Origin of the sequence: Desulfuromonas acetoxidans DSM 684, from assembly GCF_000167355.1 — a bacterium.
In the GTDB taxonomy this organism is placed as follows: domain Bacteria; phylum Desulfobacterota; class Desulfuromonadia; order Desulfuromonadales; family Desulfuromonadaceae; genus Desulfuromonas; species Desulfuromonas acetoxidans.
Genome location: NZ_AAEW02000017.1, coordinates 45205 through 70702, shown reverse-complemented (window position 1 = coordinate 70702; position 25498 = coordinate 45205). Strand labels below are relative to the sequence as shown.

Here is a 25498-nt window from a genome sequence, read left to right as displayed (position 1 = left end):
CGGAATACGTTGTATCAATCTCGATCAACCACAGATCCAGAGAGTTGTCCCACTTCTTGTACACTTCAACAGCGGTCTTCTGCTGACCGGTGACCCAGGTGTAACGGAACTCATCGGTCGGCTGGTACTGTGTCGTCGTGCTGTCGGCAACCGTCTCAAGAATATTCCCGTCACCATCGGTAACAACAATATTGTCTCCGACGTGATGATAGACGGTGGTGCTGTCGGAGGCGGTGTCAATAATCTTGACCACGCCTTCGATCTCTTCACCAACATTGAGGTTATTGATGACGATCTCGTAGTTGCTGTTGTTGGTAATGGCGATCTGGCCATAGCCGTCCAGCGCCTGCAACGTCCCATTGCCGGTGCTGACAATTTCACCATAGAGCTGGATGAAACCGCCCTGAATTGAAATATCTCTGATCTCAATCTGATTGGTTTCGGCATTGTAGTACACCACATTGCCGACATTGACCGCATTATCGCCAAGATCAAGCCGATAATACGGACTGGGGCTTTCACCGTTTTCAATCTTCTGATGGTAATCCTGCTCATAGCCGTCAATGGCACTTTGCAGGGCATCCCCTTCAGCAGTGCCGGAGGCGGCCAGGGTAATGCTCTTATCCTTATAGCCACTTTGAACGTAGCCGTTGATATTGAGATACTTGGCACTGATGAAGACCTTGTTGCCGGCAATTAACGAGCCGCTGTTGGCACCACTCTCGACAGAGTCCACCGTCGATTCAACGTTGGATACAATGGTTGAACCATTGGTAACCCCCGATGAACTGGAGACGACATAATCTCCGTCAGCATTCTGAACCACGGTAATGTTATCGCCGTCATCGACATTACTTCCGGCAGCATTTTCCACACTACCCCAATCGGTATCGGGATCGCCGCTGATATCCTGAATCACCGGAATGCTCGATTGGACAAAATCCTGTCCGGCATAGAAATTGACCACATCACCACTGATGGTGATACTTTCCTCAAGATCCTCGACACTGCTCCACAGGTAGATACTGCCCTCGGTAGAAACATCGATACTGCCATTGAGGTTACTGATATCACCACTGACCTCAATGCTCGGTGTGCCGATATTCTGCACGGTAATGGAAGGATCTTCGGCCGTCGCACTTTCAATACTGACGAAGTTCGCCAAGCTGGCGATTTCAGCAGTGTCGAGCTCACGGTAGTTGATGCGGATATAACCGCCGCCGTATTCCGGAATGATCAGGTCTTCAGTGCGCAGATAAAAATCACTGTTGTTGATGATATCAATCGAAGTGTCACTGTTGGCGATCAATTCACCGCTACCATTGCCGGTAAAGGTGGTGCCGCGAATCACAATATCACCGGAAGAGGCCTGAATATCATCGACATTGATGAAATCGACGATGGTGCCGTCATCAAGATCGTCACGCAATGTCTCAAGTAAAGTGATCTGATAATCAAACTCGGCGTACTGATCGGTGCCTTCGTAGGAATCTCGAATGGCCGTAATCTTGTCAATCCGATCATCGATGGCGGCCAGCAGATCACTGCCCCCTTCAATGGTGTAGTCAACGCCGTCGGAGAAGGCGATCTTGACGCCACTGGCCAGGGTGACAACGCTCAGCTCCGGATCGTTGTCCGGATCGTAATCGCTCGGCGGCCAATTGCCAGAAGCATCACTGACCAGAAGCACCTGTTTATTATGAATGCCCGCTTCGACGGTTCCGCCGACAGCAACAGATGCAGAGCCGGACTCTTCGCCGCCATTGCCCCCTTCGATCTCCATGGAACTGTCGTCATCACCGATCAGATCATCCAATTCAGAAAGCAGTTCACGATAGAGGTCTTTGCCGGTTCCCTTACCAACCACATCGATGTTACCCATTTCCGCAGTCAGATAGGTGTCTCCACCGCTACCGACCCAGGCGCCGTCTTCAATGGTCAGGGTGCTGTTCTGCTCCAGGATACCATCGGCTTGCGGATCGGTGTCGATGGGTACCGCCGTCTTATTCCACAGTTCGGTACGCGCTTTGATGTTGAGGTCATTAACGTTACCGTTGCGGTCCTGACCGGCCATCAGGGCGACATCGCCTTCAGCGGTCAATACAGCACCGTTTTCAATCACCACATCATTGGAGGACGTCACATCAGCCGTCGCATCCCCCTGGGCATAGCCGGAAAGACCATAGGTTTTAGCATTGGCATGCGCTTCAATGGTGGCATCGGTCATGGAGAGCACTTCAATATCACCCGCCGCCGTCAGACTGGCAGCACCGATACGCACTTCACCAACATTGACATCATTGGTAATTTCCGACTCGGCCAGTGCAATAGAGATCGCGCCGCCGCTGTCGAGTTTGACCAGATCGGTGACATCGAGATCATTGTAGGTCGCCAGAGACAGGGTTTGGCTCTCATCTTCGCTGACCAGTTCGACGCCATCGCCAACGGTGACCAAGGTGGTGTTGGAAATCGCCGTTGTACTGGACGCTGCTGCCGCATTCAGCGCGCCACCGGCACCGGCATCGACGTTGTAGCCGTTTTCGCCATCGACATTTTTGTTGATGATATTGGTGGCATCGAGACTGATCGATTGGGCCTGAACAGACACGCCATCCGCCACATCGACATCAACATCTGCGGTCACTGTATTCTCGGCATAAGCACCACTGGCCCCAATCGCTGCCGCCTGCAGGCTGTCCGTGACACTGTCGAACTCTGCCGTGTGCTGCGCCTGAACGGACAGGCTGTTAACGGTCAGGTCGGCATTGCTGCCCAAAGAAACACTTGTGTCACTGGTATTAACGGTTTCCGCATTGGCCGCCGAACCGGAGATCACCCCGCCACTACCGGCGGTGGCCGCAGCCAGGTTGTCGTCCGTCGCATCTATGGTCAGGATGACATCATTGGCGCTGATCACAACCGAACTGCCAATCTGCGTCTCGACGGTGGTATCGGATTCACTGGTCGCCGAGGCCGCACCGACACCAATCAAACCAACAGAACCGCTATTGGCTTCCGCATATTGGGCGATATCCGTAGCGCCATTCATGGTCAGGTCACCCGTGAGGGTCAGGGTTGAACCGCTGCCAATGGCGCTGGTCACCGTACCGTCGTTTTCCGTTGAGCTGGAAGTGGAATCCACGCCGATCAGCGCGCCACCTGTTGAACCGATAGCCGTGGCTTCGGCAGCGTAGTCGGCCGTGGTGCCTTCGCTGTCCGTGTAATGATCCCGTCCCGCCGTAACCGTGACATTGGCCGCCGTAATGGTCCCATCAAGTTGAGCGGTCACATCGCTGGACAACAGAGTCTCGGCCTGAGAAACACCAACCGAAGCCAGACCGGCATTGATACCAAGGACATCGGCCACGGCCTGCTCGTTGGACTGGGCATCCACTGTCACCGTACCGGACACATTGACCACCGCATCATCGGTCGAGGCATCGACCTGGGTGGAGATCTCCGATCGGGCTACGTTGTAGGCCCCGGAGCCGATCCCGGCGGAAAGCGCTTTGACATCGGTTTCAGCAACGCCATTGGCCTCAGCACGAATGGTGACAGCGTTGGTGTTGGTAATTTCACTGTTGGCATCCATGGATGCCGAGGTGGAGCCACCGATGGTGGCATAAGCTTCCGAGGTTCCTGCGGCAATACTGCCGACCGAGGCCCCGAGGCTTTGGGCGAAAATTTTCTGATCAGAAGTAGCGGTAATGTTCACTTGATCCGCAGAAGTGACGGTCGCCTTTTCCACACTGGAGGTTCCCGCCATTCTGGCAGTGGTGTCATTGGTGATGTTGGTGTTGACAATGGCGGCACCGAGCGCAGCACCGAGTGCCCCGGACAAGCTGATGGCCACACTGTCGACACTACTGTTGTCTTCAGCGGTCAGGGTCACATCATCACCAGCGCTCAACGTCGACAAGCCGGTCACTTCGGCCGTGATGTCATTGTCGATATCATTGGTGGTCACCGAGGCATTGAGTGCCGCTCCACCTGCCACGCCAATCCCCAGCGCCAGGGAGGCGATCTCTGCCGCGGAATCCGAGGTAACGGTGATGTCACCAAGGGTTGAGGTGACATCCGAGTTGTCAATGGACGCTGTAATCATGTTGCTGATATCACTGTCCGCTGCTGCGGCACTGCCGGCAGCCAGCCCCGCCCCGCCGACACTGCCGGCAAACGACAGAATATTGGCAGTCAAGTCAAAGGAGGTATCACTGAGGGAATCTTCAAGACTGGTCACCACATCATCCGGCAACAGACTGTTTTCCAGATAATCACTCAACGTCGGTGCCAGTTCCTGAGCAGAGACCGTAATATCACCACCGGCGGCAACATGGGCGTTGCTGATGGTGGCGGTGGTTTCGTTGTCCAATTCGTTAAGGGTCACCGAAGCCTGACCGGACACACCACCTGAACCGGTCAAACCAGCGGCCAGGGTGCGCACCACACTTTGCGAGATCGACGACAGAGCAACGCCACCCGCCACGGCATCAACATCCGACTGGGTAATTGCCGTGGACACGGTGTTGGCAATGGTGCTTTGTGCAATCGCCGCACCACCGGCCACTGTGCCTGAAGCAGAGACACCCACGGCAATGGCATCGACGGTGGAATCGTCACTGGCCGTAAGGGAAACACCCTGTGCCACATCAATATCGGAGCGTTGTGCCCCGTCATTGACAATGGAGGCGTCAACCAGATTTTCGATGTCATTCACGCTCAACGACAACTGGGCGGAAACCGCGCCGGAAGCCGACACACCGGCAACAAAACCGAGGATGTTACTGTCAGACTCAGCGGTTTCGATCAGAGAATCGGCCTCAACGGTTGATCCGGCGACTTGAGAACGAATGATGTTACTGATTTCATTGTAGCCGACCATGCCGGACAGGCTGGCACCACCCGAGGCGGCAATACTCAGCCCCAGGGAGCGAATGGAGGAACTGTCGGAAGATGTCACGGTCACATCGCCACCGGTCATCACTGTGGAACCATCTTCAACCAGAGATTCGACCTCGTTGGTAATCACATTGCCGTAACCGGCCAAGCTGGCTGCAACCGTTCCGGAAGCCCCGACACCCACCGTCGCCGAGATGATCCCGGCACGTGATTCGCTGGTCAGACTGAGATCGGCATCGCCATTGGTGATAGTGCCATCAGACTCGCGTCCGGCACGCACCGTCGAATCGGCCACGTCGGCGACAATACGATTGTCAATGACGTTACCGGTAAAGATGTTGTCAAACGCGGCCATACCGGAACCGGAGACACTGACATTAAGCGACAGGATATTGGTATCCAGATCAATCGGACTGTCGGTCAGAGCATCGCTGATATCGGCATCGTATTTATCCGGCACCAGCCAGTCCGGAATCAGGCTCGGCGCCACATCTCCGGCATAGAGACGGACATCATCACCGGCATTCACAGTAGAATCGGCAATCACCGAGGCCACCGTATTGGTGATGCTGTTGCCGAGAACCGACGCGGTAAAGGCGACATCGCTGGAGGCGGACACGCCCAGGGACAGCGTACGGATAATGGCGGAAGATTCTGCACTCATCTCCACGGTGGAATCACTGTCGACCGTTGATCCCTTCACAGCGGTACCAATGGTGTTACTGACCACATTGGCGGCCAGCACAATACCAACCGCACCACCGCCACCGGAAGCGGCCACACCGAAGCCAAGGGCATCAATGGTTGAACTGTCGTCCGCCGTCATCAACACGGAACCTGACGCGTCAACGTTTGATGCCAAGGTGCTCTGTTTGACAATCTCGCCATCCTCACGCACCGTCAACTCATCAGCGATGGTGGCGATAACGGTGTTGGTGATGGTATTGGCGACCGTGGTGGTTTGGACCCCGGTAATACCGGTTGCCGCCACACCACCGGCGAAACTGAGAATATCGGCATTGGAATCGGCATTGAGATAAACACCCACGCCGTTCAGAGTCTCAAGCACGTCGCCATTGGCGTCGAGCACATCATAACTGTCGCTGCCTGCGGTGATCGACGATCCGGCCACCTGTGCCCCGATCAAATTGGTGATCACATTGGCCCCGACCAGAATGGACACGGCACCGGTTCCTGAAGCGGCAACCCCAAGGCCCAGTGAACGGATCGTCGAGTTGTCAGAGGCATCCAGAGCCACCGAGCCGCCGGCAAGGACTTCGGCATTTTCAGCAGTCGCAGTCACCGTATTGGTGATCACATTGCCGAAACCGGAAGCATCGAGGGCAAAGCCACCCGTCGCCGCAACACCCACTGTCGCCGAGATAATCCCGGCTTTTGATTCGGTGACCAGATCAATATCCGCAGTCGCATTGGTGATCGTACCATCGGCGGCACGCCCCGCTCTGACCACAGAGTCGAGCAGATGGGTGGCCACGGTATTGTCGATCAGATTGCCGGTAAAGATACCGTTAAGCGCCGTGATCCCGGACCCGGATACACCAATATTCAATGACAGAATGTTGGTATCCAGATCAATCGGACTGTCGGTCAGAGCGGCGTTGATATCGTCCATATTGCCGGCAGGTACCAGCCAGTCCGGAACCAGACTCGGTGCCACATCACCGGCATAAAGGCTGATATCATCTGCGGCATCCACCGTGGAATCGTCAATGACCGAGGTCACGTTGTTGGTGATACTGTTGCCGAGAATGGTCGCGGTAATCGACACGTCGCAGGTTGCCGAGACGCCGAAGGACAAGGTGCGGATAATGGCCGACGACTCGGCGGTCATATCCAGCGTCGATTCCGTATCCACCGTCGATCCCTTGATCGAAGTCCCGATGGTATTGCTGATCACGTTGGCCGCGATGACCACGCCGACGGCACCACCGGCACCGGAAGCAGCCACGCCGAAACCAAGCGCATCCACCGTGGAGCTGTCCACGGCGCTGATTATTACGGAACCATCAGCGTCCACGCTGGAAGCGTTACCCGACTCATCCTCTTCAATGGACGCCATCACGGTGTTGACGATGGTATTGGCCACCGTGGTGGTCTGTACACCCGTGACCGCCGTTGCCGCCACCCCACCAGCGAAACTGAGGATATCCGCATCGGCATCGGCACTGAGATAGACGCCGACATTCGTCAGAGTCTCAATCACATCATCGTCGGCATCATGCACCTCGTAGCTGCCGCTACCTGTGGTCACCGAGGAGGCAATGATCTGGGCCTTGACCGCATTGGTGATGACATTGGCGCCCACCACAATGGAAACTGCCCCGGTTCCTGAACCGGCAACTCCGATCCCCAGGGAACGGATCATCGAATCATCCACCGCCTGCAGGGCAACACAGCCACCGGTAGTCACGTCGGAACCGTCTGAAACCGTTGCCGAGACCGTATTGGTGATCACGTTACCAAAGCCGGTCGCATCCATCGCAAAGCCGACAGCCGCCGCCACACCGATGGTGCCGGACAGGATACCGGAGGACGCCAGGCTGGCCAGCTCCACGTTACCGCTGCCGGTCATATCGTAGTCCGTGGCATCAATGCCGTCGCTGTCATCGTAGGTTGCCGACTTCACCGCACCACTGAACACGGTTGAATCGGCAATGTCAGTGATCACATTGTCGGTGATCAGGTTGCCGGTAAACGCGCCGTTAATCGCGGCCCCACCGGACCCGGACACACTGACATTGAGCGACATGATGTTGGCCGTGCTGTCGATGGGCGTATCATCCAGAGCATCGTCAATCGCATCGGACATGGAGGAATCGGTGATGAAATCAGCCAGTTCTGTCAAGAAGTCCGGTACAAGACTTGGTGCCTCTTCCAGAGCTGTCAGCTGAACATCGCCTGCCGCGGCAACCGTCGAATCGCTGATGATCGCCGACGTATCGTTGTTGATCTCATTGCCTAGGGTTGTCACCTGAACGGCAAAGCCGCCGGAACCGGATACACCCACAGCCAGGGTGCGAATGATTGACGAGGAATCGGCATCGAGAACCAACGAACCGGTAGTCTCCACAACACTGTCGCTGACTTCGGTTTCCGTCGTGTTGGTGATGACATTGGCGGCAACCGCCGCACCGACGGCACCACCACCGGTCCCGGACACACCCACAGCCACCGTATTGATCTCGGATTCATCCCGTGCCGACAGGGTGATATCGCCACCGGCTGACACATCAGACCCTTGCAGGACATTGCCGTCCTCATCCTTGGTCGCACTGATCGCCGCCCTGGTGGTGTTGGTCACCACATTGCCTGACAGCGACAACAGCCCTGAAGCGATACCGGAAGCGGCGACACCCACGGTCAGACCGAGAATATTTGCATCATTTGTGGCCGTCAGATCCAAGGTCGAACCGCTGTTGACGTTGGACCCTTCAATCTCGGTAATCACCTGATTAGTGATCACATTGGCACCGATCAGGGCACCGACGGCAACAGCCCCGGTTCCGGCGACGCTGACTGCGGCGGAACGAATTTGCGAAACATCACTGGCACTCAGAGCAATCGCACCGTCCGCAGCTTGCGTCGTCACAACGGAGCCATCCTCAATGGTCGCCGACAGCCGGTTGCTGATGACGTTACCGAACCCAGTGGCCTGAACCGCAACGACTCCAGAGCCGGCCACACCGACGGTCAAGGCGAGAATTCCAGCATCGGAAGTGCTATCCAGAAGGATATTGCCACCGGTTGACGTCACCGTCGAATCAACAATTTCCGTGGTTACGCTGTTGGTGATGGTATTGCCAGTAAACGCGCCGCTGACCGCCACACCGCCGGTACCGGCCACACTGACGTTGAGAGACAGAATGTTGGTGTCAAGATCAACGGGCGAGCCGGACAATGACGCTTCAAGCCCCTCTTTGGTCTCATCGTCGAGAATGTAGTTACCAATTTCGTCCATCAGCGGCACCATGCTCGGTGCCTCTTCCGCCGCCGACAGGCTGATATCTCCAGATGTGGTCACGGTTGACCCGCTGATCGCGGCACTGGTGTCGTTGGCAATGGAGTTCCCCAGCACGGTCATCTGCACCGCAGCGATACCGGAACCGGACACGCCCACGGCGACGGTACGGATAATCGATGACGAGGTGGAGTCCAGACTCAGACCACCATCGGATTCGAGCACTGTGCTACCAACCTCAGTCGCGGTGGTATTGGCAATGACATTGCTGGAAACTGCCGCACCGAACGCGCCGCCGCCGGTTCCCGAGACCCCGACAGCAATGCTGTTGATTTCAGAGTCATCGGTCGCTGCCAAACTGACCGAGCCACCGGCATCCACTGTGGATCCACCGGCAATTGTCTCTCCGATGTCCACGGCGATACCGGCCAGTGCATCCGCCAGGCTGGCCGCCAGTTGAATGGTGCCGTCAACATCGGGATCGGCGGACGTGATCACATAGTAGGTAACACCGTCTTCCAGACCGGCAACATCCACACCATTGCCGTTGCTGTAGGTCAGAGCATCGCCAGTTTCAAGACCATGCCCAGCCTCCAGATGGATGCTGTCAGTTGCGGCATTGACATCGTCTGCCACATCAAACGACACTTTGCTGCCAGCTTGCGGCGACAACAGACTGTTGGTATCTGCAGCACCGAGATCAATGGCCACCCCATTGGCAGCATCATCACTGCTGGCGGCCAGTTGGATGGTGCTGCCGGAACCAACAATGGCGTAATACGTAGTTCCATCGCTCAGACCGTCGATCATTTCATCACCGTCGCGGTGATAGACCAACTCATCACCGGTTGACAGACCGTGTCCGCTACCCAGCAAAATCGTATCCGCATCCCCATCTACGGCAGCAGCGGCGTCAAATGTCACTGTCGAGCCATCCCCAGCGACCAGGCCGCTGTTGGTGTCGACATCGTAGAGATCGACGACGTTGGCGGCGACGGCATCGTCCCGGTTTGCGGCAAGTTGAATCGCTCCATCGCTGCCGACAATCACGTAATAGGTGGTTCCGTCTTCCAGACCGCCAACGGCTTTGTCGCCACTACGGCTGTAAACAATGGCATCGCCGGTCTCAAGACCATGGTCGCGGCCAAGGGTAATGGTGTCACTGTCGGTATCAACGGCATCTGAGATGATGAAATTGCCCTGACCACCGTTGATGGAACTCAGGCTCTGGCGCAGCCCACTGCCGTCGACAATGCCTGCGACAGTGGTATTACTGATCACGTTGCCGGTCAGTGACAGCAGTCCGGCAACAGCACCCGACCCGGCCACACCGACGGACAGGCCGAGAACGCTGCTGTTATTGAGTGCGGTCAGGTCTATCGTTGAACCGCTGGCCATACTTGAACCGATCACCTCAGCGGCAATCTCGTTGGCAATCACATTGGCACCGATCAGAGCACCGATGGCAACAGCGCCGGTTCCAGCCACGCTGACTGCGGCGGAACGGATTTGCGAGACATCCTGCGCCGTGAGGCTGATGGCTCCATCCACGGCATCGGTCTCAACATGCGAACCACCACTGATGGTAGCGGTAATGTCATTGACAATCACATTACCAAAGCCGGTGGCGTTGACGGCCACCGCACCACTGCCGGCCACGCCGACGGTCAACGCGACGATCCCGGCACGTGAGTCCGTGGTCATGACGACATCACCGGCTGTGGAGGTGACCGTCGAATCATCGATCAGCGTTGCCACGTTATTGGTGATGGTGTTGCCGGTAAAGGCACCGTTCACCGCCACACCACCGGTTCCGGCAACACTGACGTTGAGCGACAGGATATTGGCCGTTGGGTCGATGGGTGTTCCGGCCAGAGCATCTTCAAAGGCGCTCAGGGTTTCGGCATCCAGCAGGTATTCGCTGACCACGCCGAGCAACGGATCCATGGTCGGGGATTCTTCTGTAGCGCTCAGCAGCACATCGCCGACGGCGGTAATGGTGGAACCACTGATCTCGGAACGCGTCGTGTTGGCAATGGCGTTGCCCAGCACGGTCAGCTGTACGGCGACACCGCCCGAGCCGGAAACACCGACAGCCACAGTGCGGATAATGGATGATGAAAGAGCGTTAAGCGACAGCGAACCACCGCTGGTCATTGTGGTGCCGCTGACTTCCGTTTCCGTGGTGTTGGCGACCACGTTGCTGGCCACAGCGGCACCAAAAGCGCCGCCACCGGTGGCGGAAACGCCGATGGCGATACTGTTGATTTGCGAATTATCCTCTGCCGACAGGCTGATCGAGCCGCCCGTGGTGATGGTCGAATCAGTGCCGCCCTCATCCTCTTCACTGGTGATGGCGGCGCGGGTGGTATTGGCGATGACATTACCCGATAACGACAACAGACCGGACACCGCACCGGAACCGGCCACGCCGACGGTCAGGCCGAGGATATTGGCATTATTTTCAGCGTCAAGATTCAGGGTCGAACCACTGGTAACGGTGGAACCGGAAATTTCGGCCACCACGCTGTTGGCAATGACGTTGGCACCAATCAGGGCACCGACGGCCACCGCGCCGGAACCGGAAACACTGACCCCGGCGGAACGGATTTGTGACACATCCGTGGCCACCAGACTGATCAGGCCATCCGCAGCCTGGGTTTCAACCTCGGAACCGCCACTGACCCTGGCGCTGATCCGGTTGGCAATCACGTTACCGAAGCCGCTGGCATCAACAGAGACACCGCCGGAAGCGGCGACACCAACGGTCAGCGCCACAATGCCGGCGCTGGAGGTACTGGTGAGAATCACATCGCCGTCAACGGAGATCACCGTCGAATCATCGATCTGCGCCGTGATGGAATTGGCGATCACATTGCCGGTGAAGGCGCTATTAACAGAGACACTGCTCGATGCGGCCACACTGACATTGAGCGACAAAATACTGGCGGTGGGATCAAAGGGCGTACCAGCCAGAGCGTCTTGCAAATCGCTCAGAGTATCGGCATCCAGCAGGAACTCACTGAGAATCTCCAGCAACGGGTTCACCATCGGCGGCTGCTCCGAGGCACTGATCACCACATCGCCCTGTGCCGTTACATCCGAGCCACTGATGGTTGCACTGGTGCTGTTGGCAACCACATTGCCCAACGCCGTCACCTGTACGGCAAACCCGCCGGAACCGGCCACGCCAATGGCTGCGGTGCGGATAATGGAAGAAGAGATTGATTCCACGGTCAGGCTGCCGTCTGTTTCCAGATCGGTATGGCTGATCATGGTCTGGGTATGGTTGGCAATGACATTGGTGGCCAGGGCCACGCCCACTGCACCACCGCCACTGGCGGACACGCCAATGGCAATACTGTTGACTTCGGAATTATCTTCCGCAGACAGGGTCACATCGCCACCGGCATCGACGGTACTGCCAATCAGAGCTGTTTCACCCAGATCAATCGCAATGCCGTCCAAGGCATCGGCCCGGGTTTCGGCCAGTTGAATGCTGTCGCCATCGACAATCACATAATAGGTGGTGCCATCTTCCAAACCCTCGACATCCGCGCCGCTTTCGCTGCTGTAGACCAGGGCATCGCCGGTTTCCAAGTCGTCAACGGACGATACGTTGATGGTATTCGCGTCCGCATCAACATCGCCGGACTGAGAGAAGGAAACCTTCGTTCCCCCTTCCGCAGCCAGCAGACTGGTGGTATTGGTAGTGCCGAGATCAACGGCAACGCCGTTGGCGGCATCGTCACTGCTGGCGGCAAGCTGGATGCTGTTATCGGCACCGACAATCACGTAATAGGTGGTCCCGTCGTCCAAACCGCCGATGGCCTGCTCGCCGTCACGGTGGTAAACCAGTGTGTCACCGGTAACCAGCCCGTTGTTTGCGCTGAGCTGGATGGCATCGTTCTCCTGATCAACATTACCGGCGGAGAAAAGGATGTCCGACTCCTCTTCCGTCGTCAATCGACTGGTCGTGTTGGCGGCTTGCAGATTGATAGCGTTACCGGCCAGAGCGTCGCTGCGGGTAGTCGCCAACTGGATCACACCATCGGAGTCAACGATGACATAATAGGTGGTGCCATCGTCCAAACCGCCGACGGCCTCGCCGCCACTGCGACGGTAGATCAGGCTATCACCGGTTTCAAATTCGGCATCGCTGCCCAGCGTGATGGTATCGGCGTCCAGATCAATGCGATCCAGAGCAAAACTACCTTGAACCCCGCCCATGGAGCTCAGGGTTTGTTGCAGCCCGCCGCTATCGCTGATTCCAGCAAAAGTGGTGTTGCTCACCACGTTACCCGACAGCGATACCATGACCGACACGGTGCCGGAACCGGCGACACCGGTGGTCAGACCGAGGATATTCGAGGCGTTGGATGCGGTAACATCAAGGGTGGAACCACTGGTCACTTCGGAACCGGAGATCTCACTGATCACGCTGTTACCGATGACGTTGACACCAACCAACGCCCCGACGGCTACGGCACCGGAACCGGAGACGCTGATGCCGGCTGAGCGAATCACCGACGTATCGTCAGCACTCATGGCCACGGCACCGGCGGTTGCTTCGACATCCGACTGATCGGAGATCAGAGCTTTGGTACTGTTGGCAATCACGTTACCGAAACCACTGGCATCGACGGACACTTCACCGGAAGCAGCCACACCGACGCTGAGGAAAATAATGCCGGCGTTGGTATCACTGTCGAGGACAATATTTCCTGTGTCCGAAGTGACATCGGAACCGACAATCGCACTGCTGACACTGTTGCTGATCACATTACCGGTAACCACGGTATTCACGGCCACAGTACCGGAAGCGGCGACACTGATGTTCAGGGCGAGAATATTGGCGTCGAGTTCAATAGGACTGCCTTCAAGGGCGGCGTCGAATGCCGCCGTGTATTCTGCCGGAAGCAACCAATCGGGAACCAGACTCGGATCATCATCCTTGGCCACCAGGCTGATGGCGCCGACGGTGTTGACCACGGAATCGCTGATGATAGCGCGGGTGGTATTGGCCATGATATTGCCCATGGCGCTGACCTGCACCGCCGTGGTACCGGAACCGGCCACACCAAGGGACAACGCATGGACCCCAGCGGATGAATTAGCGGTGAGATCAAGAGCGGCACCGCCATCGACTTGGGAGCCTTCGATTCGCGCTTCAATGGTATTGATAATATCGTTGTTGGTCAGGCCGACACCGACCGCGGTCGTGCCGGAGCCGGAAACACCAAAGGCCAGAGCATCGATCGTTGAGGTATCCTCTGCGCTGATGGCGATGCTGCCACCGGCGTTGACGACACTTTGCGTGTCATCGTCATCATCCTCAATCATGGCGCGGGTAGTATTGGCAATAATATTGGCGGACAGCGACGTCATAACTGACGTGGTTCCCGTAGCGGCCACACCGCCGCTGAAACTGAGAATGTCCGCGTCATTCAAGGCCGTGAGGCTCAGATCCCCACCACTGGTGACGGTACTGCCCGTGATCAGCGCCTCGACATGATTGACAATAACGTTGGCACCGATCAACACCGAGACTGCGGTACTTCCGGATGCGGCAACACTCAAGGCCAGAGCACGAATTTGCGATTGGTCCTGAGCCCCCACATCAACGGCATCGGCACTGATCAGGGTCGAACCTCCATTGATCACCGCAGAGGTATTGTTGGTAATCACATTACCGAACCCGCTGGCCTGCACCGCCGTGGTCCCGGAACCAGCGACACCGACACTCAGGGCGATGATGCCCGAATCGGAAACACTGTCGATCACGATATCGGCCTCGCTGTTGGTCACAGTGCCATCGTCCTCGACACCGGCGCGAACCGTTGAATTGCTGATGGTACTGGTCACGGTATTGGTGATGACGTTACCCATCACGGCGCCGCTGATTGCTCTTGTACCGGAACCGGCAATGCTGATATTCAACGCCAGAATATTGCCGTCGAGTTCAATCGGGGAACCATCCAGTGCTTCATCGACAGCCGTCTGCTGCTCGGCCGTCAGCATCCACGACGGTGTGATCAGCGGTGCTTCGTCACTGGCCGCAACCAGCACATCATCACCGGCCGTTACCGTAGAACCGCTAATTTGGGCCGTGGTGACATTGGTCACATCGTTCCCCAATGCCGAGACCGATACCGCATTGGTACCGGAGCCGCTGACTCCCAGACCAAGAGTACGAATAATTGACGATGAAGACGCCGCAACCGAAACATTGGAGGCCGCCGTCACCGTCGAAGCGCTCACTTCTGCGTCGACATGATTGGTGATCACGTTGGCTCCGATGGCAACTCCGCCCGCCGTCGTTCCCGATCCGGCGCCACCGAAAGCCAGGGCATCAATCACCGAGCGATCCGCAGCCGCGACCGTCACCTGCCCTTGGCTGTCGACATCGGCACCGTCAGCAATAGCGGCGGTGATATCGTTATCGATGACATTGACGGCAATACCAGCTCCTGCGGCATTTTTACCCGATGCAGCACCACCAATGGCCAGGTTGACAATCTGCCCACCGCTAACACCGTCAAGACTGACACCAAGCAGATTATCATTGATTTGGTTGAGACCGTCATCCGTCAACGGAGAACTAAAGCCCGCCTGAACGGTCACATTGCCGTCCGCATCCACGGTCATCCCATCGATGGTGGCCTCAATCTCTTTGCCCAAATACACGGTGCTGACCGAGGCGCCGACGGCCGTCGTCCCGGCACCGGCAAAGCCGCCGCCGATGCTGACAATCGTCGAACTGTCGCTGGCATTGACTCCAAGCGTACCGCCCGAAGCAACATGCACACCGGTGGTCGCGTTGCTTTCCTGTTCTTCGTCGTTGGTGATACCGGCGCGGACACTGTTATTGACCACAGTAACGGCAACAGCGCCGCCCAAAGCAAACTTATCGGCACCACTGCCACCAATGGCCACAGTCACCAGTGTTTCATTGGCCGTCGCATCAACAACCACATCCGAACCCGCCTCAACCGTAGAGCTGTCGATCACGGCTTCGCTGTCATTCCACATCAGGTTGATGGCGATCCCGGCACCAACAGCGCCCTTGCTGGAAGCGGACAGGCCCCCTGCCGTTGAGACACTGGTGGTCGTGTCGTCAGTGGAAACCGTCGCTGTACCCGCAACTTGAATGCTGCTCGGAGTGACGGAAAGAACCGTACCTTCATCATCGGTATCCACTGTGGCACCAATGCGTGACGAAATACTGTTGGCAACAATATTCAAGGCGATGGCACCGCCCACGGCAACCTTGTTCGCCCCGGCACCGCCGACAGCGGCCGTAATCAGTGTGCTGTTTTCCACCGCCTCGACGGTCAGATTGCCGCCAATCGAAAGGGTCGACCCTTCAACGACCGCGGCAACATCGTTTTCCACATAGTTGAGGGCAAAGGCGAAGCCGATACCGGCGGTTTTGCCATAGCCGAACGCGCCGGAGAAACTGTAGATCGACGAGCTGTCCTCGGCGGTCAACGTCACATCACCGCTGGTTGACAGAGCTGCCGTCAGTTGACTGTCGATAATTTCAGCTTCGACCGTATTCTGAATCAGGTTGACGGCCACCGTGCCGCCAACGCCATAGCCTTTTTCGCCACCGCCACCGGTGGCAACACCGACGCCAGCCACCGCCGTGATGATCAAACTGTCGGACAGGCTGCCTAGAATCACATCACCGCTGTAGGTGATTGAAGAGACATCTTCAATACGGGTTGAGACGGTATTGTGAATATCGCTAAAGGCAATCGCCGCACCGACACCGGCTTTACCGCCGAAACCACCGGCACCAGCCACCTGGATAATGTGGGTACTGTCGGTCGCGGAAAGTATCAGGTCGCCAGCGATCTCTCCCGAGGCATTTTCCAGGTAGGCTTCTGTGGTTGCACCGCTGTAGCAGAAGGACAGCGATCCGCCCAGAGCGTAGCCGCTGCGCCCCTTGGCACCACCGGCTCCGGCAGTCACGGAAACAACCAGCCCGCTGCGTACGGCATTCTCAATCAATTCATCCAGATGCAGTGTCGTGCCATTCACATAGGCGGCTGTGTCCCCGGTGAGGATATTGATCGCAGCAGCTCCGGCAATACCGACCGATTTCCCCTGACCGGTGGAGCTCGACAGCGCCACCGACCCGGCCAGGGTACACAGCAACGTGCTGTCTACCGATTGCAGAGTCAGAGTGCCTGCTGTAAAGCTGTCGATATTCTGCATGTAAGCCAAGGCATCTTCATGCACCACATTGACGGTAAATGCCCCGGAAATACCATAGCCTGATTTAGACTGGTTGGTTGTTTCGGTCGCCTTCTCAATGGCATCGACAGCACCAGTGACATTATCCGTGACCTTGCCCGATTCCTTCATCTCCGTCAGCATACTGGCCATACGCGTTTGCCAGTTCAGCAAGTCCTTGTCGGACTTGCTGCTGCCGTCCGAACCCTGAGTACCACCGGTACCGTTAAACGGCGTGACGGAAGGATTATCGTCGGTCGGCGCTTCAGCGGTCGTCGTCTTAGGTGAGGCACTGGCTCCGGCAACGGCAAAAGTGCCGATGAAGCCTCCATTATCCGCCGTCACCATCGCATCACCTTCGACAATGATGATACCGGACGCGGCTTCCTCGCCGGTTTCATCACCGATAATCGCCTGAGTGTCGCGCAGGGTGACACTGACACCCAACGAGGCACCGATGCCAACACTTTCAGAGCGGGCCACGGCACCGGCCACAGTGATCACATAGCTGTCATCGCTGGCATCGACAAACAACGATGCACCATTGGCATCCTCATCTGCAACTTCGCCGCTGCCAACAACGATGGTTGAACCGTTATCAATCTGGGCCGTGGTGGTATTGTTGACGATATTGCCACCAAACGCGCCGTTAAATGCGACATTTCCGGCCTTGCCGCCAGAGGTGAGCAACAACACGGCCAACGTTTCGTTGTCGGCATCCACTTCCAAGCTGTCGGCATACAGGGTGACACCTTCCTCAATGGTCGCAGCAACATTATTTTCATACCAGAACACGCCGATACTGGCACCAACGCCGCTGCCGCCATCGGCACTTTTCACGCCATCGCCGAAACTGGTGATATTGAAGTCGTAGTTGCCGACCATGGTCGCCGTGTGATTGACACTGGCCGCTTCGACCACAACATCCCGGTCGCCGCTCTGGTAATCGGTGCCGTCGCTGCCGGTATTGTTCTGATTGATCTGAGCACCCGACTTAATCGTCGCCGTTGCATCGTGGTTGCTGACCAGAACGGTCAGGGCTCCGGCAAGCGCCAGCTCCTGGCCTTTGGAACGGGCATTGGTGTAGCTGTCGATGAGGTTGTCCACCAGACCGAAATTGCCGTTGAGATAGGTCATCAGATTGCCGACGTAGTCAAGCCCCTGGCTGACAATGGGATTGCCAAGATCTTCCCATTGCGTTTCATCGGTAAAGTCGGTAGTCGCCAGGTCGAACTCTTTTTCCGGCTGGCTACCAATGTATTGGTACCAGTTACCGGTTTCCCCTTCGCCGAGGTGATTGTCGGTGATCGAAACGGTATCGCCGTTGGCCACCGTCACCGGCTCGGTTTCATCCGTCGAATAGGTGGCATGGGTATTTGAGTTGAAGAACGGCGTGATCAGGTTGACCCCCCACAATCCCATGGGATCAATCTGATTGAGCGTCTGCGCCTCAACGGTCAGGGTTCCGGCGGTGTCAATTTCAGTCAGATCGGAGATATAGGCATCGGCATTATCGTCATACACACCGACGGAAATCGCCACAGAGCCACCAAACTTTGCGTTCGCCTGATTCTGTGTCGGCAAAACACCAGTCGCATCATTCTCCGTTGACGACTGAGCGGTAATGGCCGGGCGGTTGGAGGTTGTTGCCGAAACTGTGATGTCGCCGTCGGCTTCGATATCCACAGCGTGCACGCCGTCACCGATGCGCGCCACAGCGTCATTGGTATCCACGGACACGGCAAATGCCGCGCCGACATCGTAGGTATTGGTGGTCGGTGATTCGAGAAGTGCCTTCAGGGTCTGGTTTTTCTTGAGAAAATCCGTGACACTGGTTTTCACTTTGTCGGTAATCTTCGACACCCCGGTAGCATCCAGTGCTTTGGTTTTGACCTTGTCCTTGAGCTTGTCGAGAAAACCGTCTTCGGCCACACTGGATATGGCGGAGACGCCATTCTGATCGGCAGGAACAAACAGGAACTTGGTCCCGGCCACCGCTTCTTTCTTCTGATCGGCTACCACGGAGATGTTACCGGCGACATCAGCATCGCCGTCCAGGTAGGCCAGGGTGTTGCCGTCTTCAACACTGACGGCTACACTGAAACCAACCTTACCGCCGGTTCCGGTGGACGACTCGGCGCTGGTGCTGTTGTGGTCAATGGTGTCAGCCATCACATACAAATTGCCGCCAACCACCAACGAGGCGGTATCGGCCACCTGAGCCATGACATCGGAATCAATCACGGAAACCGCGACGGTAAAGGAGAACGATTTATCCGCTGATGCGGACACATTGCTGGTGTTGTCGCCGGTCGCCCGGATCGTCATATCACCGGTTGCGGTCAGACTGCCAGCCACTGTCACATCGGAAACCGTGTTGACCACACCCACGGCAACACCGAGGAACAAGCTGGTGGGCGACGCCTTGGCCAGAGTTGTCGCGTCACTGTGCACCACGATATCGCGGCCGGTGATCACAGCATTTTCACCAATGTTAATTGTCGCTTTGGAAGTCGCCACAGCGACACCGGCAATCAGGGAAAAGCGTTCAACGCCCTGAATGATACTTCCGGCCACACTTTCCAGTTTCTCGCCAATCCAGCTTTCACCGAAATCAATGTCGTACTTCTGTGCTTCTGCCGTCGCGATAATATTGATATCCCCGCCAGTAATGGTGGCATTGTCAATGTCAATGGTCGCTTCGTTGTAATCCACATTGGCAAAGCCGATGGCGGTGAAATCTTTGAACAGATCGGCGGCAATGATATTGATGGTGCCGTCAAACTCTTCCCCGAGACCGGTGGAAAGCGCCGAGATCACCGTTGTATCATCAATGGTGATCGCCTTGCCTTCAATGGTGATATCACCAGCGTCACTGGCGGTATCGGTGATAATAGTGGCGCCGAGAATGTTTACATTTTCAGCACGGAAGGTGATATCCACCCCACTCAGACTGGCGGCCTCAAAATCAAAGGTGCCGGTCACGGTCAAGGTGTCACTGTCCTCTTCACTGAAGGTCAGCGACAGGCCGTCGGTGTCGGCAAAATCGATCCAATCAATATTAGACAGCAGCGCATTGCCACCGGCACCGAGGATGACCAGTTCATTGTCACTGCCGCCGCCAACATCCACATAGACTTTTTCGTCTTCGTCTTTAACCCCATCGTCGTTGGCATCAAGATTGGAGATATCGACGCGGAATTGATCATTACCGCTGCCACCGAGCAGGGTGTCCGCCCCACCGCCACTGATCAGCGTGGTATCACCACTGAAATCTGCGGCATCGATGGTTTGGCCAGCTTCACCACCGGTCAGTGTGGCCAATTCGATGCTGCTCAGAGTGTCGGTTCCCCCGTCCATAACCAACGAGGTATCACCGAGATCAAAATCACCGGTGCTGCTCTCTTCCAGCGTATCGCTGCCGAGCCCGCCATCGATGGTGTCACTGCCGAGACCACCGGTGATAATATCGTCGCCAATGGTGCCGGTCAGGGTATCATCACCTGCGCCACCGTCGAGGATGACATAACCGGTGACCAAAGCGGTGCCTTCGATGCCAGTGGTTGAAGCGGTGCCTGTGCTCAGCCCCAGGTCATCCACCGCCCCGGCACCATTCAATGCCACGACACTGACAACCTGGCTGCCACCGGAACTGTCGATCAGATTGATCCCGGTGCCGTCACTGTTCAGTTTAGCCGTCAGATTGTCATGGGCATCGCTGAAAGCATTGAGAAAATCCTCAACGGTATCGGCATCGGACAGCACCACGTCAACCACAGTGCCATCGGAAAGAATCACGCGCACATCGCCCGCGACCGCGACAAAGGGAACACCATCAAGGGTTGCACCGTTGCCGCTACCGAGAATACCGAGATCGTTCGCCGCTTGCGAACCGTTGAGAGCGGTAACGGTCAGGTCTCCACTACCCGCAGCGGAATCACTCAGAGTCAGGCCATTACCGTCATCATTGAGAACCACCGTCAGCAGGCTGCTGGCTTCTTCGATCAAATCCAGCACGTCCTGAAGGGTCTCGGCATTGCTCAGATCAATACTGACCGTACTGCCATCCGTGAGGGTGATCTGAATATCCGCAGCCCCGGCCACGGTGGAGACGCCTGCACCATCATTGAGGTAGATCAGTTCAATGCTGTCTTCGAGACCGGTGAGAGACGACGAAGTGACGCTGCTGGTATCGACGCCCTCGCCATTGTTCAGATAAATGCGCGAGGTGTCGGAAGACAGGCCGGTAAAGGCGGAGGCATCAATGGCGTTACTACTCGCACCACCTGTGAGTTGAGCGACTTCAATGCCGGTAAGAGTGTCGGACTCACTGTCCATGGTCAGGCTGGTGTTGGTCAGGGTGATGGTCGAGGCATCACGCTGTTCCATCAGCAGGTCCTCATCTTCACCACCATCGATCAGGTCATCTCCCAAACCGCCGGTCAGGGTATCGAACCCGGCATTGCCGTACAACTCATCATCACCAGCTGCACCGATCAGGGTATCGTCACCATCGGCACCATAGAGAACCACCGAGCCGCTGAAGGCGCTGGCATCCATGATGTTGTCGCTGATACCGCCGACAAGTTCCGCTTGTTCGATGCTGTCCAACAGATTGGCAGCTTGGCCACCCTGACTGATCGCTACGGTTAACGTGCCGCCATCAAGGTCTGCCGCATCACAGGTGATATCATCGACATTCATCCCCGCCATATTGACGGTAAAGGTGATAATCCAGGGGCCGAAGAGATCAGTCAGCGCGCTGCCTTGCAGACTTGCACCGTAACCGGTGCCGAGAATACCGAGATCTTCCGCTGCCGAGGAATCATTGAGAGCAGCGACGATCAGATCACTATCGCCGTCGAGGTCATCGCTGAGATCGATCCCCACGCCATCGTCACCCAGTTCCGCCGTCAGGTGGGCATTACTGGCAGTGATCAGGTCAAGAATATCCTGTAACGTCGTGGCAGTGCCGAGATCAATGTCAACGACGGTTTCACCATCGCTCAGAGTGATACTCAGATCAAGAGTTCCGGCTGCGGCCACGGCAACACCAGCGCCGTCATTGAGATCAGTCAGCAGCGTATCCAGCGCGACGGAAATCCGGTCACGACTGACAGAGATATCCTGGCTGTCGAGTGCATCCAGCTGAGACAGGGCCTGCTCCAAGGTGGCGGCATCGGCATCATAGTCAATTGCAGCCGTGGTCTCACCGTCATACGTCAGGGTAAAGGTGCCACCGGTCACTGAGTCATCGAGGGTCAGGGTGACCTCTTCGCTGGCGCCTTCGGCCATATCCAGCTCGGTGTCGCTCAGGATAAAGCGGACATCGTCACTTTCCGCCACGGTATCGGTTCCGGCATTACCGTACAGTTCATCAATACCGGCACCACCGGTAAGCAGGTCATCGCCGGAGCCACCGTAAAGGATATCGTCACCAGCACCGCCATCAAGGGTGACATTACCGGCAGTAAAGGTCGAGGCGTCGATCACATTGGCACTGTCGCCGCCGGTGAGTTCGGCATGGGTAATACCGCTGAGGCTATCCACTTCAGCACCGATGGTCAGCGCGCTATCGGTCAGAACCATGTCGGCGTCGCGCGCTTCGATGAGGGTGTCGATACCGCCATTGCCACTAATCGCATCACTGCCTTCGCCGCCACTGAGATAATCGTCACTGACGCTGCCGATCAGGGTGTCATCCCCGCCCTCGCCGTACAGTGCCACGGAACCCAACGTAAATGCCGAGGCATCCAAGGTGTTGACACTGTCGCCGCCGGTGAGCATGGCCTGTTCGATATCGGTCAGAGTGTCCGTGGTGGTGACACCGCCGACCACAGTGGTCAGGCTGGTATCGGTGAGCACCATGGAGGTGGCATCGAGTTGTTCGTCGAGCAAGTCGGTTCCTTCGCCGCCGATCAAGATATCGACACCGTCGCCGCCGCCTAGGATGTCGTCTCCGGCCCCGGCATCAATGGTGTCAGCGCCGCCGCCACCATAAATGGTGTCGTCGCCCGCCCCGGTGATAATGATATTGGCTTCGTCGCTGCCGGTGATCTCATCATCACCGTCGCCAGCGAGAACATTGTGAATACGGCTGATGCCATCGGTATTGGATGCAGAGCCGGTGCTGCCGTCACCATCCGGAGAGATCATGTTGACATAGACATTGAGATCGGTGCAGCCAGAGTAATCGAGCAGATTGGTGCCGCCGGGACCGCCATCGAGAACGCCGTCAATAGCACCACCGTCTTCAAAGACAAAGGTGGTATTACCGTTGCTGCCGATCAGGTTGTTAACCTCGCTGGCAGTGATTACCACACTGCCACCACTGAGGGTGACGGTGCCGTCTTCTTCAATGGTATAGCTGCCGTCAGAGATCGACACACTGCCGTCGGCACGAATGACCATCGCCAGGTCGTCGGACAGGCTGGAAAAATCGAGGGTGTCGTAGCCGCTGCCGCCGACAATGGTGGTCACATCATTGACCGTCATGTTGTTGGTGGTGCTGGAGAGAACGAGATCAGTCAGCGAAGAAAAGGTGTAAGTCAAGTCGTCAGCGGAGGTCGACGCATCCAAGGTGTCGTCACCGTCGCCGGTGGAAACCGTGACCGCCCCTAAGGTGAACGATGCGATATCAACGAGGTTATCGCTGCTGCCGGTCGTCAAATCGACCTGTTCGATATGTTCAAGCAGCTCCGAGTCTTCGCCGAGGACCAACACTGCATCATCGGCTACATCGGTGCTGTCGGCGTAATCGTAGAGGCTGATGTCGCTATCCTGCTGTTCGGTAAGGGTGTCCACACCATCACCGCCGTCAAGCGCATCCACCCCGTCACCGCCGCTCAGTTGGTCGTCACCTGCGCCGCCACTGAGGGTGTCATCGCCGCTGCCACCAAGCAGCACGTCATTCCCTGCGCCGCCGGTCAATTCATTGGCGGAATCATCACCAATGAGCACGTCATTCGCCGAACCGCCGATCACATGCTGGATACGGCTGACCCCCGAAGCGCCGGTCAAGGTACCGGATTCGAGATCAACGGCAACCGACGTGGTATAGGCCGAATAGTCGAGCAGGTTGTCGGTTTCGCCGCTCGTGCCGTCAATGGTACCAGGCAACACGGCGCCCGCTTCAAAAACAAAGCAGTCGCTGCCGGTACCGCCGATCAGATTTTCGATACCAGTGGCATTGAGTTCAAAGGTGCTGTCGGCAATGGTAACACTGCCGTCGGCTTCCACCTGATAGTTACCGTCGGTAATGGTGATACTGCCGTCGGCACGGATGACGAATACCAGATCCACCGAGTTACTGCCGTCTTTAATCTGCGAAAAATCGAGGGTATCCTCACCGCTGCCACCGACAAGGGTGACGATGCCCGAAGCATCCAGGCTGTTGCCGTGATCGTCGCTGGCGGTGAAATGATCCGAGGAAGTAAATGTAAAGGTCAGGTCAGACGGCACCCCGGAGAAATCCACCGCATCCGTACCGCCCGATTGGTCTTGATTGATAACATCAGAGCCCCAGCCAACCAGTTGGCCCTCACTATCAGTGGTCTGTTGAAAAATAAACGTGTCGGAATCAGGGGTCGCGATCAGCGTATCATCATCTGCCGTGCTGATCACATCACCAAGCCGAGACTGATAGTCCTCGGCGGACAGAGAACGGGTCTCAATAACACCGGTCTTCTGCTCCAGATCCCAGTCACCTCCGGCACCGGTGGCATCATCGGAAGCCGCGACATCCGCCCCGGTCAACTCAGACAAGGTCGTCATAAAATCAATGCCGAGATCGCCGTCAGCAACATTGCAGCCATAGAGCAGGATATCGGCATTATCAGTCAGGCTGGCAGACCAGGAGGTGAATTGATCGGCGGAGTTGTCCAACTGATCTGCGGCCAGGGAGGATTGCCCCAGAGCCAGTTGTCCTTCACTACCGTGAGTAAAAAGGTGAACCGCATCGACATTTTGATAATTACTGAGCAGCTGTGACACCTGGGCAAAGCCATCAGTACTGCCGTCGATCAGATGAAGTTCATAGCGGGTACCGTCTGCGCTGTCGGTATCGGCCATCAGGTCATCAACCAGCTGCTGGTAATCGGTCAGTGTCGAATCAACCACGATCAGTTCAAGACGCTGCTGTTTCTGCTGCTGCGCCACCGTTGCCGCATCATCTGCGGCCTGAACCTCATCCGGGCTGGTCACCGTCTGCTCGAGCGGTTGCTCAATGGCGGCAGGAACCATGTCTTCGAGGCCGTCGGTCTGGTCAATACCTAGATCCGCAGACAGCAAAATTCGCGGCTCTAGAGCCTCGAACTGCATTTTACGACGGCTTTGCACCGTCCCTTTTTTGCCAAGTTTATTGCGCAGTCTTTTTAACAT

1 protein-coding gene (cut by a window edge) is annotated in these 25498 nt (G+C 56.8%); it reads right to left on the bottom strand.

What is annotated here, in order from left to right; genetic code table 11:
- Window positions 1-25498: the 5' portion of a DUF4347 domain-containing protein gene (locus DACE_RS13365; protein ID WP_006002064.1), read on the bottom strand. 11669 nt of this gene lie to the left of the window's left edge; only the first 25498 of its 37167 coding nucleotides appear in the window; the start codon lies at window positions 25496-25498; the stop codon falls past the left edge of the window.